Genomic DNA, 15,596 nt, shown 5'->3' on the forward strand with positions numbered 1-15,596 from the left:
CGAACATCTGTTCCGGGGATGAGACCATGATGGACCGCAGGACCCTGATCGTGACAGCGATCGCCGCAGCCGCGGCATCCCGCCCGCTGCATGCCGAGCAGCCTGCGATGAGCCGGATCACCGCCTACGCCTTCTCATTTCCGGCACTCGGCGGCGGCGATATCAGACTTGCCGACTATGCCGGCCGTCCGCTGATGATCGTGAACACGGCCTCGCTTTGCGGCTTCACGCCGCAATATGCCGGCCTGCAGCAACTCTGGACCGAATTCCGCGACGCGGCTTCGTCATCATTGGCGTCCCCTCCAATGATTTCGGCGGCCAGGAGCCCGGCGGCCCGACCGAGATCGCCGAGACTGCGCAGCATCAATATGGCGTCACCTTCCCGATCGCGGCGAAAGCAATCGTCCGCGGCGCGAGCGCGCATCCGTTCTACCGCTGGGCGGCGGAGGCTCGGCCAAAGGACGTGCCGCGCTGGAATTTTCACAAATACCTGATCGGCCGCGACGGCTACATCGCCGACGTTTTCGCTGAGTCGGTTGCGCCCGACGACACGCGCATCAAGACCGGGATCGCACGGGCATTGGCGGCCGCCTGAGATATGACGATAATCCCCGGAATTAACTGATCCGACGAGGATTTTGGACACGCGCTCGCCACGTTCATTGCCTTGGCGTCGCCACTGCGACTAGGGTACGATCGGTTGGGGGCGAAGCGACCCGGTCGCGGCAATGCCGGCGCCGGGCGCGCGAGCAGCAGGGAACACGCCATGCGCATTGCGACAGGTCTGATTTTTGCGGGGACCGTATCGTTGCTCGCGTCGAGCGCAGCTTGGTCGCAGACGTCGCCCCCCAAGGGCGCTACTGCGGCACCGACAGCACCAGCGGCCGCGGCTCCCGCGCCCGCCGCCGCAGCCCCGGCAGCGGCCACCGCAACCGCAGCCCCGGTTCCGCCGAAGCAACCGCCACAACCGGCGCGCGCCGCCTGCAACAATCCGAACGCGCTCGGCGTCGGCCGCACGGTCGAGATCGATACCACCGGCGGTCCGGGCTTCGGCTTCGAGCATTTCAAGCAGCTCGACTTCCTGCGCGACCATGAGGTGGTGCTGACCTTCGACGACGGCCCGTGGCCGGGCAACACGCCGGCAGTGCTGAAAGCGCTCGCGGATGAATGCACCACGGGCATCTTCTTCCCGATCGGCAAGCACGCGACCTATCACCCCGAAATCCTGCGGCAGGTCTATGCCGCCGGCCACACGGTCGGCGCCCACACCTGGTCGCACGCCAATCTGAACAACAAGAAGCTGACCGAGGATCAGAAGAAGGACGAGATCGAGCGCGGCTACGCTGCGGTCAAGTGGGCGCTCGAGACCTCACCCTCGCCGTTCTTCCGCTTCCCGGCGCTGCAGCATCCGCCGGAGATGGTGACCTATCTCGGCAACCGCAACATCGCGATCTTCTCCTGCGACCTCGACTCCTTCGACTTCAAGGCGAGCAAGCCGCAGCAGGTGATCGACACCGTGATGAAGAAGCTGAACAAGCTCGGCAAGGGCATCATCCTGATGCACGACTTCCAGAAGCACACCGCGGAAGCGCTGCCCACGCTGCTGACGCAGCTCAAGGCCGGCGGCTACAAGGTGGTCGCGATGCGCGCCAAGTTCCCGGTGACGGTGCTGCCGCAATACGAGCATGAGCTCGCCAAGGACGTCAAGCTGCCGACCGTAAGCTCGCGCCCGGTGAACAGCGTCGTCACCACCGTCGATCAGCAATAACGCCGGCGACAATCCTGGTGCCGGCGCTGCGTATCGAAGGCTTCGTCATCGTCTCCGCCGATGGCCGGCTGGCGAATGCGCGGAATGTGATGCCCGACGACCTCAAGATCGAGGGCGACAAGCGGTTCTTCACCGCGGCCCTCGACCGCGCCGACCTCGTCGTGCATGGCCGTCACTCCCAGGAAGAGCAGCCGAACGCGCCGAAGCGGCGGCGGCTGATCCTGACCAGCAAGGTCGCGGCCACCGCGCCCGACCCCGACAATCCGAAGGCGCTGTTGTGGAATCCCGCCGGCTGTCCGTTCGAGACGGCGAGCCGCGAGGCCGGCGTGACCTCGGGCATGGTCGCGATCATCGGCGGCCCCGGCGTGTTCGGCATGTTCATGGACCGCTACGACACGTTCTGGCTCTCGGTCGCCCCGAAGGTGCGCATCCCCGACGGCGAGCCGTGCTTTCCGGGCGTCCCTGCCCACACCCCGCAACAGGTGCTATCAGCGCACGGCCTGCACGCCGGCGCGCCGCAGCTGATCGATGCCGCGCAGGATGTCAGCGTGACGCCGTGGCGGCGAAGCGCATAGATCCCGAGCCAGCTTGCGATGAACAACGGCATGACCTCCCTGGCGAACGCCGTAGCTCTTGTGGCGATGGCGTCGCTGGTCGCAACCAGCGCAGTCGGCGCCTGCAAAACCACCCTGCGCGGCGAACTCGTGCAAGCGCCCGGCGACCGCAAGGCCTCTGTCGGGGAATTCCTGTACTTCTATCTCGTCGAAATGACGCCGGAGAGCCCGACGCGCTCGGAGAAGCTCTTCCAGTCCTTCGTGGTTCCCAACATGAGCAAGACACCTCCAATTCCGTTCGCCCTGGAGATCGAACAGCCCAAAGACTGCCCAGGCAAACTCGAGCTGCGCGTCGATACCAAAGACCGAGACATCATGCGACTTGGCACGGATGCGTCGTCGGCTGGCAGGAAAACGGTCCGCCTCGAGAGGTTTGAAAGCGTACCTATGTGGGGACCATCTTTCTGAACGTCGCAGAGGGGGTTAGCGCCAGCGTAACCCGCCACCCCTCTTGCCGAATGCGCAGGTCGGCGGGTTACGCCTTCGGCTAACCCGCCCTCCACAGCTGCGTATCGTCCTACACGTCCCCATAGGCCGGGTCGTCGCGGCGCGGGCCGCGGCCGTAGCCGGCGATGATGAACAGCGCGCCGATCAGCGACAGGTTCTTCAGCGCATCGATCAGCGTCCTGAGGTTGTCGGGCGCCGGCTGATTCCAGAAGTCATGGAAGTAGAAGGTGGCGAAGCACACGAAGATGATCAGGAGAATCGCGAAGAACCGCGCCAGCACGTTCACCGCGATCATCAGCCCCGCGACGATCTCGAAGCCGCCGATCGTGACCGCCAGCAGCTGCATGAAGGGCATGCCGACGGCGGTTTCGATCTGCTGCGTATAGGGCGCGACCACGGCCGGGATCGTCACCTTGGCCGCCAGCAGATCCGCCGTCGCCTGGATGCCGAACAGCTTGCTCGCTCCCGAATAGAGGAACAGCACGGCGAACAGGATCCGCCCGAAGGTGATGAACGCTGGCATGGGTCGGCCTCACTGGATGGCAGAAATCGGACGAAGCAGGCGAAGCGATTATGGTCGCTCCACCTGCCTCGATCAAATCGAATCCATCTCGGTTCAAACACGATGCGGAAAACCGCGCTGCGGTTTTCCGAACATAACGTGCTCAAACAACGGCCGTCAGCCGAACAGCGTCGGCTGCGCGCGGCCGGCGCGTTCCTGGGCTTCGACGGCGGCCACCGCCGTCATGTTGAGGATGCCGCGCGCCGTCACGCCGGGGGTGAGGATGTGCGCCGGGCGCGCCGGACCGATCAGGATCGGCCCCACCGGCAACGCGTTGGCCAGCGATTTGATCATCTGGTAGGCGATGTTGGCGGCATCGAGGTTCGGCATGATCAGGATGTTGGCCTCGCCTTCCAGCCGCGACTGCGGCAGCACCAGGCGCCGCGCCGCCGCCGACAGCGCGGTGTCGCCCTGCATCTCGCCGTCGGCCTCGATCTCCGGATGCTTGTCCTTCAAGAGCTGGGTCGCCCGCCGCATCTTGCGCGAGGAATCCGTGTCATAGCTGCCGAAGTCGGAATGTGACACGAAGGCGACCCTCGGCTTGAAGGCGAAGCGCTGGACGTGGATCGCCGCGAGCGATGCCACTTCAGCGAGTTCCTCCGCACTCGGGTTCGGCCGCACCTGGGTATCGGCGAGGAAATGGGCGCCGGTGGAGGTGATCATCAGCGCCAGCGCGGCATAGTCGCTGACCCCCGGCAGGAAGCCGATGATCTCGCGGACATGGCGCAGATGGCTCATGTAGCGGCCCTCGACGCCGCACAGCATCGCGTCGGCCTCGCCACGCGACACGGCAAGCGCCGCGATCACGGTATTGTTGGTGCGGACCACGGTCCGCGCGGCCTCCGGTGTCACGCCGCGCCGGCCGGCGACGTCGATATAGGACTGCACATAGGAACGGTAGCGCGGATCGTCCTCGGGATTGATCAGGTCGAAATCGCGGCCGGCCTTGATCGACAGGCCGAAGCGCTTGATCCTGGTCTCGACCACCGACGGCCGGCCGACCAGGATCGGCCGCGCCAGCTTTTCCTCGAGCACCACCTGCGTCGCGCGCAGCACACGCTCGTCCTCGCCTTCGGCGTAGATCACGCGCACCGGCTGGGTCTTCGCCTTGGCGAACACCGGCTTCATGGTGAGGCCGGAGCGGAACGCGAAGCGTTCGAGATTGGCGGCGTATTCGTCGAAATTGGTGATCGGCCGGGTCGCGACGCCGGACTCGATCGCGGCCCTGGCCACCGCCGGCGCGATGCGCAGGATCAGGCGCGGATCGAACGGGCTCGGGATCAGCGAACCGGGGCCGAACCCCTGGGTCTCGCCGCTCTCGAAACCATGGGCCACCGCATCCGACGGCGGATCGCGCGCGAGCTGCGCGATCGCGTCCACCGCGGCATGCTTCATCGCCTCGTTGATCGCGGTGGCGCCGACGTCGAGCGCGCCGCGGAAGATGAAGGGGAAGCAGAGCACGTTGTTGACCTGGTTCGGAAAGTCCGACCGCCCCGTGCAGATCATCGCGTCGGGACGCGCCAGACGCGCCTCATCCGGCATGATCTCCGGCACTGGATTGGCCAGCGCCATCACCAGCGGCTTGTCGCCCATCTGCTTGACCATTTCGGGCTTCAGCACACCCGGTGCAGACAGTCCGATGAAGATGTCCGCGCCGGGAATGACGTCGGCGAGCACGCGTGCGTCGGTCTTCTGGGTATAGACCGCCTTCCAGCGATCCATCGTGGTGTTGCGGCCCTCATAGACCACACCGTCGATGTCGCAGACCCAGATGTTCTTGCGCTGCGCCCCCATCGAGACCAGCAGATTGAGGGTTGCGATCGCGGCGGCGCCGGCGCCCGAGCAGACGATCTTCACGTCAGACAGTTGCTTGCCGTTCAACAACAGCCCGTTGACGATCGCAGCGGCGACGATGATGGCGGTGCCGTGCTGGTCGTCGTGGAAGACCGGGATCTTCATGCGCTCCTTGAGCTGCGCCTCGATCTCGAAGCACTCAGGTCCGCGGATGTCCTCGAGATTGATGCCGCCGAAGGTCGGCTCCAGGGCGGCAACGGTCTCGACTACGCGCTCGATCGTGTCGGCCTTGATCTCGATGTCGAACACGTCGATGCCGGCGAATTTCTTGAACAGCACCGCCTTGCCTTCCATGACGGGCTTCGAGGCCAGCGGACCGATATTGCCGAGACCGAGCACCGCGGTGCCGTTCGAGACCACGGCGACCAGATTGGCGCGCGCGGTCAGCGTCGCCGCCTCGGCCGGGTTCTTGGCGATCTCGGTGCAGGCGGCGGCCACGCCCGGCGAATAGGCCAGCGCCAGGTCACGCTGGTTGGCAAGCGGCTTGATCGCCTGGATCTCGAGCTTGCCCGGCCGCGGCAGCCGGTGATAGGCGAGCGCCGCGTTGTGGAGTTCTTCAGACGATGACGACATGCGTGCTCCCCGCGTTTCCGGCCCAAATTTCTTGTTTCTGTGCTAATCCAGGCAAAAGTCAGTTGTCCGGCAAATCGAGCCGGATGTGAAGCATGTCCAACCACTTGGATGCAACATCCGATAATATCCCCGTCAACAGGTCCGGGCCGGCCGTTCATCGACGCCTGCCCCTCCCCGCGCCATTCGGCCGGGATTGGCAATTTTTTTCCCTTGATGATCCGGAGTTGACCGAATGAAGAAAATTCTGCTCGGCCTGATCGCCGTGGTTGTGATCGCGGCCGCGGGCTTCTTCGGTTTCGACTTCTACGCCCAGCGCCGGGTCACGCGCGACGTCGAGGCCGCCTTCGAGCAGGTCCGTGCCACTGGCGCCAAGGCGAGCCACGGCAAGATCACGTTCGACGTCAAGAGCCGCACCCTGACGATCGCGGACGTCGCCACCGAGTCGGGGACGCAATCCCCGGTCAGCGTCAAGGTTGCCAGTCTCACGATGACCGGCCTCGGTCAAACCGACGCGGCACGGGTCTCCGCCGGCAATGTCGAGTTCAGCGATGTCGAGATCGGCATGTCGGGACCGACCCCGACGATCGCCTCACTGACCTACAAGGCGCCGCGGATCACGGTGAAGGATTATTCCGGCCCCGCCAGCCTGCCCCAGCTTCCGGCGTCGTCGTCGATCTTCGAGCTGTACCGGTCCGCGTTCGGACTGCTCGCGAGCATCAACGCATCATCGGTCGCTGCGCCTAGCCTGACCGGAACGATGACCTTCAGCGCCGCCGCAAAAGCCGGCGACGGCGCCGGCGGCGAATTCGCCTATTCGGGCATCGCCATTGAAAACATGAAGGACGGAAAGGTCGCGTCCAGCAAAACCGACAAGGTTGTGTTCACGATCAACCAGCAGGCGGCCGGCAAGCCAATCAAAATGACCGGCGAGCTAGCCAACGTCGCCGCGACCGATATCGACGTCGGCGCGATGGCGGCGATATTCGATCCAGGCAAGGCCAACGATGACAGGGAGTACCGGATCCAGGGACACGTTTCGGCCGGTCCTTATGTCATTACCGCCGCGCCCGGCGTGAACATGCGGATCGAGGGAGTGACCGTCGACGACACCAGGATCAATCCGTCACGGATGCAACTGCCGGCGCTGCTGGCAATGATGCCGCCGCAAGGGAGCCCGCCGCCGTCTGCCGCCCAGGCACGCGAACTGCTGGACAAGGTCGCCGGCCTCTATTCGGGCATCGGAATCGCAGATGCCGAGATGCATGGGCTCTCGGTCGAGACGCCGCAGGGCCCGCTCAAGCTCGCCTCGATGCGGTTCAACTTCGAACACGGCAAGATCGGCGAGCTTGCGGTCGAGGGACTCGATACCCGTGCGCCGAACGGTCCCATCAAGGTCGGACGCTTTGCGCTGAAGTCGCTCGACGTCGCCAACTTCATGCGGCTCTCGGCGCAGTTCGCCGCGCAGAAGCCGTCGGCCGAACAGGCGCTGGCGCTATTCCCGCTGATCGAAGGCGTCGAGGTCAAGGGCGTCGCGTCGCCCTACAAGGCCACCGGCAAGCCGGTCAACATCGACGTCCTCAGCCTCGACTGGGGTCAGTTCGTCGGATCGATCCCGAGCAAGCTGCGGCTGACCGCGAAGCTGGCGGCGCCGCTCGATGCGGCCGATCCGCGGCAGCAACCGCTCGTCGCTGCCGGGATCGACCGGATGGCGGTCGACGCCGATCTCGGCGCCGTCTGGACCGAGACCTCACGCGCGTTCGCGCTCGAGCCGGTCAAGCTCGACATCGCGGGCCTGCTGAACGCGTCGGCAAAGGTCACGCTCGACAACGTGCCGCGCGAGGCATTCTCGACCAGCGCCGCGGAAGCGATGGGCGCTGCCGCGCAGATCGAAGCCGGCACGATCGAGCTCACGGTCCACGACCTCGGCGTCATCGATCTCGCGGTCGCTCAATTTGCGCTCACCCGGAACATCAGCCGCGACGAGGCGCGCAAGGTCATCCTCGACGCCATCAAAACGCAGGGCGGCGAGATCGGCGGGGGTAATCCCGACGCCACCGCGCTCGTCACCGCGATCGGCCAGTTCATCGAGACGCCGGGACAGACGCTGGTCATCAAGCTCACTCCGCGCGCGAAGGCGCCGGCGCTTCAGCTGATGCAGCTCCTCAAGACCGATCCGCAATCGGCGCTGGCGCAGTTCCGGATCGAGGCCTCGACGGGGTTGTGATTCTCCCGCCCGTAGCCCGGATGGAGCGAAGCGCAATCCGGGAACGGGGTCGCCGCAGGAGGGACCGCCCCGGATTTCGCTTTCGCTCCATCCGGGCTACGCACCTCTCCTGCCCGCCTAACCCTTCGCCGGCAGGTTGGTGCGGATGTGCAGCTCCTTAAGCTGCTTCGGCGTTGCTTCCGACGGCGCGCCCATCAGCAGGTCCATGGCCTGCTGGTTCATCGGGAACAGCGAGATCTCGCGCAGATTGTTGGTGCCGCAGAGCAGCATCACGATACGGTCGAGGCCGGCCGCCATGCCGCCGTGCGGCGGGGCGCCATACTGGAACGCACGGTACATGCCGCCGAAGCGGTCGATGACCTCCTGCTCGCCATAGCCTGCGATCTCGAACGCCTTCACCATCGCTTCCGGCTTGTGGTTGCGGATGCCGCCGGAGGCGATCTCGTAGCCGTTGCAGGCGATGTCGTACTGGAACGCCTTAATGGTCAGCGGGTCCTGCGACGTCAGCGCGTCGAGGCCGCCCTGCGGCATCGAGAACGGGTTGTGCGAGAAGTCGACCTTCTTGTTCTCCTCGTCATACTCGTACATCGGGAAGTCGACGATCCAGGCGAGCTCGAACCGGTCCTTGTCGATCAGGTTCAATTCCTCGCCGAGCTTGGTGCGCGCGAGACCCGCGAACTTCCAGAATTTCTCGGGATCGCCGGCGACGAAGAACGCCGCATCGCCTTCCTTCAGTCCGAGCTGGTCGCGGATCGCAGCGGTGCGCTCGGGGCCGATGTTGTTCGCCAAGGGGCCTGCGCCCTCGCCGCCCTCGCGCCACATGATGTAGCCGAGACCCGGCTGGCCTTCGCCCTGCGCCCACGAGTTCATGCGGTCGCAGAACGCGCGGCTGCCGCCGCCGGTGCCCGGGATCGCCCAGACCTGGTTCTTCGGGTCTTCGAGCATGCGCGCGAACACCTTGAAGCCGGAGCCGCGGAAGTGCTCGGAGACTTCCTGCATCACGATCTTGTTGCGCAAATCGGGCTTGTCGGAGCCGTATTTGCGCACGGCCTCCGCAAACGGAATCCGCGGCCAGTTCCTCGTGACCGGCTTGCCCTTGGCAAAGTCCTCGAACACGCCGGTGATGACAGGCTCCATCGCCGCGAACACGTCGTCCTGGGTGACGAAGCTCATCTCGACGTCGAGCTGATAGAACTCGCCCGGCAGACGGTCGGCGCGCGGGTCCTCGTCGCGGAAGCACGGCGCGATCTGGAAGTAGCGGTCGAAGCCCGACATCATCAACAGCTGCTTGTACTGCTGCGGCGCCTGCGGCAGCGCGTAGAACTTGCCGGGATGGATGCGCGACGGCACCAGGAAGTCGCGCGCGCCTTCCGGCGAGGACGCCGTCAGGATCGGGGTCTGGAATTCGAAGAAGCCCTGCTCCTTCATCCGCTTGCGCATGGAATCGACCACCGCGCCGCGGGTCATGATGTTCTGGTGCAGCTTCTCGCGACGCAGGTCGAGGAAGCGGTATTTCAGCCTGATATCTTCGGGATATTCCTGCTCGCCGAACACCGGCAGCGGCAGCTCGGCCGCCGGGCCCAGCACCTCGATCTCCTTGATGTAGATCTCGACCATGCCGGTCGGCAGCTCCGGATTGTCGGTGCCGGCGGGACGGCGGCGCACCTTGCCGTCGATCCGCACCACCCATTCGGAGCGGAACTTCTCGACCTCGGCGAATGCCGGCGAGTCCGGATCGGCCACGCATTGGGTGATGCCGTAATGGTCGCGCAGATCGACGAACAGCACGCCGCCATGGTCGCGGACCCGGTGAACCCAACCCGAAAGCCGGACCGTCTGGTCGATATCGCCCTCTCGGAGCGCGCCGCATGTGTGTGACCGGTAGCGATGCATAGTCGTTCCAAAAACTGATGTCAGAGGAGAATCGCGATAGGAAACTTCCTATCCGAAGGCGCTGGGTTTACCCGAGCCCGCTCGGGGCGGCAACCAAGGGAACGCCCGCTTTTGGCCCGAAACTGCAGATTTTGCTGCGATCCGGCGCCAGATGGGCGCCAATCGTTTGCCTATTCGGCCCGCAGGCCTATCTTCGGGATATGACCATTCATTTCCCGTTCCAGAACACCTATTCGGCGCTGCCGGCGAACTTTTTCGCCCGCGTCGCGCCGACCCCGGTGGCCGCCCCCCGCCTGATCAAGCTGAACCGGCCGCTCGCGGTCCAGCTCAGGCTGGACCCGGACCTGCTGTCGACGCCGGAAGGCGCCGAGATCCTTGCCGGAAAGCGGCTGCCTGACGGCGCCGACCCGATCGCCATGGCCTATGCCGGCCATCAATTCGGGCACTTTGTTCCCCAGCTCGGCGACGGCCGCGCCATCCTGCTCGGCGAGGTCATCGACAAGGACGGCGTCCGCCGCGACATCCAGCTCAAGGGATCCGGCCCGACCCCGTTCTCCCGCCGCGGCGACGGCCGCGCCGCGCTCGGTCCGGTCTTGCGCGAATACATCGTCAGCGAGGCGATGTTCGCTTTAGGCATCCCAACCACCCGCTCGCTCGCTGCCGTCGTCACCGGCGAGCCCGTGATGCGCGAGACCGCGCTGCCCGGTGCGGTGCTGACCCGCGTCGCCGCGAGCCACATCCGCGTCGGCACCTTCCAGTTCTTCGCCGCCCGCGGCGACACCGACGGCGTGCGCGCGCTCGCCGACCATGTCATCGCCAGGCACTATCCCGAGCTGAAGGACGCCGCCCAGCCCTATCACGCGTTGCTCGCCGGCGTCGTCGCGCGGCAGGCCGCGCTGGTCGCGCGCTGGCTCCTGGTCGGCTTCATCCACGGCGTGATGAACACCGACAACACCTCGATCTCGGGCGAAACCATCGATTACGGTCCCTGTGCCTTCCTTGATGCCTACAACCCGGCGCAGGTGTTCTCATCGATCGACGAGATGGGCCGCTACGCCTATGCCAACCAGCCGCGCATCGCGTTGTGGAATCTGACCCGGCTCGCAGAATGCCTGCTGCCGCTGTTCGCGGACGAGCAGGAGAAGGCCATCGAGCAGGCGCAAGTGATCCTCGGCGAATTCCCCGAAAAGTTCACCGCAGCCTATAACGCCGGCCTGCGCGCCAAGGTCGGCCTGTTCACCGTGCGCGACGGTGACGAGGCGCTGATCCAGGATCTGCTCGACGCGATGGCCAAGAACGCAGCCGACTTCACGCTGACCTTCCGCCATCTCGGCGAGGCCGCAAGCGATGACGCCGCAGACGTCCGCGCGCAGTTCACCGATCCCGCGGCGTTCGACGAATGGGCCGCCCGCTGGCGCACCCGCCTCGCGCTGGAGCCGCAAGCGCCGGCCGAGCGCAAGGCCGCGATGCAGGCGGTCAATCCGGCCTTCATCCCGCGCAACCACCGGATCGAGGCGGTGATTGCGGCTGCGGTGAACTCGGATGACTACGCGCCGTTCGAGGAATTGCTGACGGTGCTGGCAAAACCCTATGAGGACCAGCCGCAGTTCGCGGCCTACGCCGATCCGCCGCTCCCCGAGCAGCGCGTGACGCAGACGTTCTGCGGGACGTGAGGTCTTTCCGCCGTCATTGCGAGGAGCGCAGCGACGAAGCAATCCATACCTCCGTGCATGCGAGCCGATGGATTGCTTCGCTTCGCTTGCAATGACGTTGGTGCGACCCTCACACCGTCACCACGATCTTGCCGAACTGCGTGTTCGACTCCAGGTACCGGTGCGCCTCGACGATCTCCTCGAACGCAAACGTCCTGGCGATGATCGGCCTCAAGGTGCCATCGGCAAGCCCGTCGAGGATGAACGCCTTCGCCGCGGTAAGCCGCGCGGGATCGCGCACGATCTCGTGCACGAGGTAGCCGCGCAGGGTCAGGCTCTTGCCGAGCACGTTGGCGAGCGGAAACGGCGTCGGCTCAGGACTGAGTCCACCATATTCGATCAGGATGCCGCCGGGTGCCATCGCCGCCGTCAGCGGCACGAAGGCGGGGCCACCGACGGCATCGAGCACCACGCGCACGCCGTTCGGTCCCGCGATCTGCTCCAGCCTTGATTGCAGATCCTGCTCCGCCGACGCGATCACGTGCGCCGCGCCGGCCTCGCGCAGCGCCTGCGCCTTGGCCGATGTCCGCGTCACCGCTATCGGGACCGCGCCGATACGGTTGGCGATCTGGATCGCCGCGAGCCCGACGCTGCTCGACGCCGCTGTGATGACGACGAACTCGCCTCGCCCGAGCCTTGCAAGATCGACCAGCGCACCGAACGCGGTGAGATACTGCATCCACACCGCAGCGGCCGTTTCAAAATCGAGCGCGGGCGGATGCTTGACGACAAGCTCCGCCGGAAAGGTCGCGAGCTCGGCATGGGCCGGCCAGCGCACCATCGAGACCGGCGGCACGATGCTCACGGCATCGCCCGGCGCAAATTCTTCGACGCCTTCGCCGATCGCCGCGACAATCCCGGCGGCTTCCAGCCCGAGGCCGGACGGCAGCGTCGCGGTCTCGATATAGCTGCCCCGGCGCAGCGAGGCCTCGGCGCGGTTGAGCCCGAGCGCCTTGACTCGGATCTGAACCTCGCGGGGCGCCGGCGGCGCAACCGCGATCTCCTCGATACGCAGCACCTCGGGACCACCATGCTGGTGAAAGCGGACGCCGCGGGCCATGGGCGAACTCCAAAACAATTGAATGGAATGCCGCTATGCCCGGCGGCGATCGCCGGATAAATCACCCGGTAGCTCCGACAATCGAAACCAGGAGTTTTGAATTGGATCGCCTCACCAGCATGGCCGTCTTCGTCAGGGCGGTCGATCTCGGCTCGTTCGCGGCCGCCGCCGATGCGCTCGAGATGTCGGCCCCGATGGTCGGCAAGCATGTGCGCTTCCTCGAACAACGGCTCGGCGTCCGCCTGCTCCATCGCACCACGCGGCGGCAGAGCCTGACCGATTCAGGGCAAGCCTATTACGAGCGCTGCCGCATCGTGCTCGGCGAGGCCGAGGCGGCCGACGCGCTCGCCTCCGATCAATCGTCGCAGCCGCGCGGGCGGCTGCGGGTGACGATGCCGGCGCTGCTCGGCCGCTACTGCATCGTCCCCACGCTGCTGAAGCTCGCGCAGAAATATCCCGCGCTCGAGCTCGATCTTTCGTTCGGCGATCCGATCGCCGATCTGATGGAGGGCGGTCACGACCTTGCGATCAGGACCGGCGAGCTCAACGAGCAATCCGGCGTGATCGCGCGGCGCATCGCGCGCCAGCGCATGGTGGTGTGCGGCTCGCGCGCCTATCTGAAGGCCCATGGCAGGCCGCGCACGCTCGACGAGCTCGGCCGGCACCAGGCGATCGTCTACCGCCGCTCGGGCCGCGTTCGCCCCTGGCTGTTCCCGCGCGCCGGTCTTGCGCCGCACGAGGTCTGGCCGGCCGGGCGGCTCAGGCTCGACGACCTCGAAGCCATCGCGGATGCCGCAGCGCGCGGCATGGGGCTGGCGTGGCTGCCCTCCTGGCTGGTGCGCGAACGCCTCGACACCGGCGCGCTGGTCCGCGTTCTCGGCGACAGCGGGGAATTTCCCTACGATTGCCACGCGCTGTGGCTGCCGACGCCGCGACTGCCACTCAAGATCCGCTTTGCGGTGGATGCGCTCGCGGCCGCGCTGCCGAAGCTCGTGGCGTAGCGCCGCGCCCCCGATTTGTTTGCAACGATTTCGCGCGCGCATCGTTGGCCGTGCAGCGCGGAACGTGCCGCCTCGTCCGATCCAGGTTCCGTGCCGCCGTGATGATGGAGCGCCAGCATGAACCAGCGCGATGACGACCTGAAAACCGCGATCGAGCGCAGCAACCCGAACGGCGTCGAGCCGCCCTTCTCCGAGGACGATCTGCAGCGACAGCAACTCGGGCCGCGCGGCGTGCCCGGGCAACCGGACCCGGCGAAGATGACGCCACAACGCGCCAAGAAGACGCCGGTCGATTCCGGTTCCGGCGGCCACACCGCCTGAACGCCGAAACAACCTGAACGCCGAAACAAGAAGGGTTTCACGATGAGGATCACCAGCTTCAAGGACATGTATGTCGCCGAGCTTCAGGAACTCGCAAGCGTCGAGGAGCAGCTCGCCGTGGCGCTGGCGCGGATGGCGGAGATCGCCTCGCATCCGTCGCTCAAGGATGCGTTCAGCCGCCATCACCGCGAGACCATCGTGCAGGGCGAGCGGTTGAAGTCGCTGCTGCGGATGCACGGGGCCGATCCGCTGGAGCACACCGACCAGGCCATGCAGGCGCTGATCCACGAGACCGCCAAGATGGTCTCGCTGCTGCCCGACGACAATCTGCGCGATGCCGGCCTCGTCGCGTCGGCGCAGAAGCTCGCGCATTACGAGATCGCCGCCTATGGCAGCGCGGCCGCCCTCGCAGGCCAGCTCAACCTGCGCGACGACCAGCGGCTCCTGCACGACAGTCTCGACGAAGAGCGGCACGTCGACACGCTGCTGACGGCGCTCGCCAAGGGTGAGATCAACCAGGACGCCCTCGCCGCGTGACACGGCAGGATGGGTAGCCCGTAGGATGGGTAGAGCGCAGCGAAACCCATCAGCTCATCTCGCGAACGGCACCACTATGGGTTTCGCGGAGTTCTATCATCTGGACGCGCCTTGCGCGGCCCCGTTGGCTCTACTCATCCTACGCATCGACGCGCGCGGGAAAAATGCTGCTGCAAATTTCGCGCTTCGCGGAGCTGCTGTCGTTTTTATCTCGCGACTATTGCCCTGCATGGGCCGTTCGATCAGCCTCTCGTGATTGATGCCATGGGGAAGACGAACGATGAGCTTCAGGTTCAAGCAGGTTTTCGCAGACACCCAACAGGCGCTCGGCGCCGAACCGGCGCAGGCGCAGGCCGTGTTCCAGGCGACTTCGCAACTCGGCGACGGCGTCAATAGCCGCGTTGCCGTGCGGCAGTTCAACGTCAGCGTCGACGAGCCACCGGCGCTGGGCGGCGAGGACACCGCACCGAACCCGGTCGAGTACATTCTCGCCGCGCTCGGCTCGTGCCAGGAGATCACCTATCGGCTCTATGCCGACGCGCTCGGCATTCCCCTCAACGGCGTCTCCGTCAAGCTGTCGGGCGCCATCGATCTGCGCGGCTTCTTCAGCGTCGATCCAGACGTGCGAGCCGGTTTCCAGCAGATCGAGGCCGAGGTCGCCATCGACAGCCCGGCCTCCGCGGCCGACATCGCCCGGCTGAAGGAAACCGTCGACCGTCATTGCCCCGTGCTGGACATCCTGCGCAACCCGACGCCGGTGGATCTGAAGCTGCGCACCGGACCGCTCAGCGTAGCCGCCTAGCTTCGCGATGTGAGCGTTAACTCACTCTCCACCATGCGCCGAGGCCGGCAGCGGTAACCATAAGGCTTAACAGCGCGTCAACGCTCCCCCAACAAGTCTAACTGTTTCTGATGGGGAGAATGGCCCGTGGACGCATTTGCATTCGAATTTATGGGATTGGCGATGATCGCGCTCTGTCTCGTCGTGCTGGCGATGCCCGCCGCGCGCCGGCCGTCGAAGAACATCCGC

The 15,596-nt window shown here is 65.9% G+C and carries 13 protein-coding genes and 1 pseudogene; 10 read left to right on the forward strand and 4 right to left on the reverse strand.

The window, feature by feature from the left end; all coding sequences use genetic code 11:
• Window positions 1-26 precede the first annotated feature (26 nt).
• The 4 genes and pseudogenes from Q2M23_RS13270 to Q2M23_RS13285 all read left to right on the forward strand — a co-directional run bounded on the left by Q2M23_RS13270 (window position 27) and on the right by Q2M23_RS13285 (window position 2,790).
• A pseudogene (locus Q2M23_RS13270) lies at window positions 27-595 on the forward strand (glutathione peroxidase).
• Between the two features lie 171 nt (window positions 596-766).
• Window positions 767-1,768, forward strand: a complete 1,002-nt coding sequence (locus Q2M23_RS13275; RefSeq protein WP_057019910.1) for a polysaccharide deacetylase family protein — start codon at window positions 767-769, stop codon at window positions 1,766-1,768.
• A 17-nt stretch (window positions 1,769-1,785) separates the two neighbouring features.
• Window positions 1,786-2,343: a dihydrofolate reductase gene (locus tag Q2M23_RS13280; protein ID WP_076832031.1), complete on the forward strand. Its 558-nt coding sequence runs from the start codon at window positions 1,786-1,788 to the stop codon at window positions 2,341-2,343.
• Window positions 2,344-2,361: 18 nt separating this feature from the next.
• A complete protein-coding gene (locus Q2M23_RS13285) occupies window positions 2,362-2,790 on the forward strand; it encodes a hypothetical protein (RefSeq protein WP_316395832.1) in 429 nt (142 codons plus the stop codon).
• Window positions 2,791-2,899: 109 nt separating this feature from the next.
• Here Q2M23_RS13285 and Q2M23_RS13290 read toward each other — a convergent pair whose 3' ends face one another.
• Window positions 2,900-3,352 (reverse strand): DoxX family protein, encoded by a 453-nt coding sequence (locus Q2M23_RS13290; RefSeq protein ID WP_057019907.1) that lies wholly within the window; start codon window positions 3,350-3,352, stop codon window positions 2,900-2,902.
• A 156-nt stretch (window positions 3,353-3,508) separates the two neighbouring features.
• On the reverse strand, window positions 3,509-5,818 hold the full coding sequence (locus Q2M23_RS13295) for an NADP-dependent malic enzyme (protein WP_057019906.1): 2,310 nt from the start codon (window positions 5,816-5,818) through the stop codon (window positions 3,509-3,511).
• 232 nt (window positions 5,819-6,050) lie between these two features.
• Here Q2M23_RS13295 and Q2M23_RS13300 point away from each other — a divergent pair, with 232 nt between their 5' ends.
• Window positions 6,051-8,042: a hypothetical protein gene (locus Q2M23_RS13300; protein ID WP_316395833.1), complete on the forward strand. Its 1,992-nt coding sequence runs from the start codon at window positions 6,051-6,053 to the stop codon at window positions 8,040-8,042.
• Between the two features lie 117 nt (window positions 8,043-8,159).
• Here Q2M23_RS13300 and aspS read toward each other — a convergent pair whose 3' ends face one another.
• The gene (aspS, locus tag Q2M23_RS13305; protein WP_316395834.1) at window positions 8,160-9,935 is read right to left on the reverse strand and encodes an aspartate--tRNA ligase; all 1,776 of its coding nucleotides are present in this window, start codon (window positions 9,933-9,935) and stop codon (window positions 8,160-8,162) included.
• Window positions 9,936-10,135: 200 nt separating this feature from the next.
• On the opposite strand from aspS, the gene Q2M23_RS13310 reads away from it, so the two are divergent.
• Window positions 10,136-11,608, forward strand: coding sequence for a protein adenylyltransferase SelO (locus Q2M23_RS13310; RefSeq protein WP_310884755.1), 1,473 nt, complete (start codon window positions 10,136-10,138; stop codon window positions 11,606-11,608).
• A gap of 109 nt (window positions 11,609-11,717) precedes the next feature.
• Here the strand turns inward: Q2M23_RS13310 and Q2M23_RS13315 are convergent, their stop codons facing one another.
• Window positions 11,718-12,707: a zinc-dependent alcohol dehydrogenase family protein gene (locus tag Q2M23_RS13315; RefSeq protein ID WP_316395835.1), complete on the reverse strand. Its 990-nt coding sequence runs from the start codon at window positions 12,705-12,707 to the stop codon at window positions 11,718-11,720.
• A gap of 101 nt (window positions 12,708-12,808) precedes the next feature.
• Here Q2M23_RS13315 and Q2M23_RS13320 point away from each other — a divergent pair, with 101 nt between their 5' ends.
• The 4 genes from Q2M23_RS13320 (at window position 12,809) to Q2M23_RS13335 (ending at window position 15,368) form a co-directional block, all read left to right on the forward strand.
• Entirely contained in the window at window positions 12,809-13,708 is a 900-nt protein-coding gene (locus Q2M23_RS13320; protein WP_310884757.1) for a LysR family transcriptional regulator, read from the forward strand.
• A gap of 117 nt (window positions 13,709-13,825) precedes the next feature.
• Window positions 13,826-14,029: a hypothetical protein gene (locus Q2M23_RS13325; protein ID WP_253590428.1), complete on the forward strand. Its 204-nt coding sequence runs from the start codon at window positions 13,826-13,828 to the stop codon at window positions 14,027-14,029.
• Window positions 14,030-14,071: 42 nt separating this feature from the next.
• Window positions 14,072-14,566 (forward strand): ferritin-like domain-containing protein, encoded by a 495-nt coding sequence (locus tag Q2M23_RS13330; protein WP_028344824.1) that lies wholly within the window; start codon window positions 14,072-14,074, stop codon window positions 14,564-14,566.
• Between the two features lie 280 nt (window positions 14,567-14,846).
• Complete coding sequence (locus Q2M23_RS13335) at window positions 14,847-15,368, forward strand: OsmC family protein (protein WP_076832005.1); 522 nt, start codon at window positions 14,847-14,849, stop codon at window positions 15,366-15,368.
• Window positions 15,369-15,596: the final 228 nt, after the last annotated feature.

The sequence above is a fragment of the Bradyrhizobium sp. 33ap4 genome (assembly GCF_032654765.1).
GTDB classification, from domain to species: Bacteria; Pseudomonadota; Alphaproteobacteria; order Rhizobiales; family Xanthobacteraceae; genus Bradyrhizobium; species Bradyrhizobium australafricanum.

What these genes read in the sequence shown, in the direction of transcription:
- Q2M23_RS13275 (WP_057019910.1), top strand. Translation starts at nt 767, where the DNA reads ATGCGCATTGCGACAGGTCTGATTTTTGCGGGGACCGTATCGTTGCTC.
- Q2M23_RS13335 (WP_076832005.1), top strand. Translation starts at nt 14,847, where the DNA reads ATGAGCTTCAGGTTCAAGCAGGTTTTCGCAGACACCCAACAGGCGCTC.
- Q2M23_RS13325 (WP_253590428.1), top strand. Translation starts at nt 13,826, where the DNA reads ATGAACCAGCGCGATGACGACCTGAAAACCGCGATCGAGCGCAGCAAC.
- Q2M23_RS13315 (WP_316395835.1), bottom strand. Translation starts at nt 12,707, where the DNA reads ATGGCCCGCGGCGTCCGCTTTCACCAGCATGGTGGTCCCGAGGTGCTG.
- aspS (WP_316395834.1), bottom strand. Translation starts at nt 9,935, where the DNA reads ATGCATCGCTACCGGTCACACACATGCGGCGCGCTCCGAGAGGGCGAT.
- Q2M23_RS13290 (WP_057019907.1), bottom strand. Translation starts at nt 3,352, where the DNA reads ATGCCAGCGTTCATCACCTTCGGGCGGATCCTGTTCGCCGTGCTGTTC.
- Q2M23_RS13310 (WP_310884755.1), top strand. Translation starts at nt 10,136, where the DNA reads ATGACCATTCATTTCCCGTTCCAGAACACCTATTCGGCGCTGCCGGCG.
- Q2M23_RS13330 (WP_028344824.1), top strand. Translation starts at nt 14,072, where the DNA reads ATGAGGATCACCAGCTTCAAGGACATGTATGTCGCCGAGCTTCAGGAA.
- Q2M23_RS13285 (WP_316395832.1), top strand. Translation starts at nt 2,362, where the DNA reads ATGAACAACGGCATGACCTCCCTGGCGAACGCCGTAGCTCTTGTGGCG.
- Q2M23_RS13295 (WP_057019906.1), bottom strand. Translation starts at nt 5,818, where the DNA reads ATGTCGTCATCGTCTGAAGAACTCCACAACGCGGCGCTCGCCTATCAC.
- Q2M23_RS13300 (WP_316395833.1), top strand. Translation starts at nt 6,051, where the DNA reads ATGAAGAAAATTCTGCTCGGCCTGATCGCCGTGGTTGTGATCGCGGCC.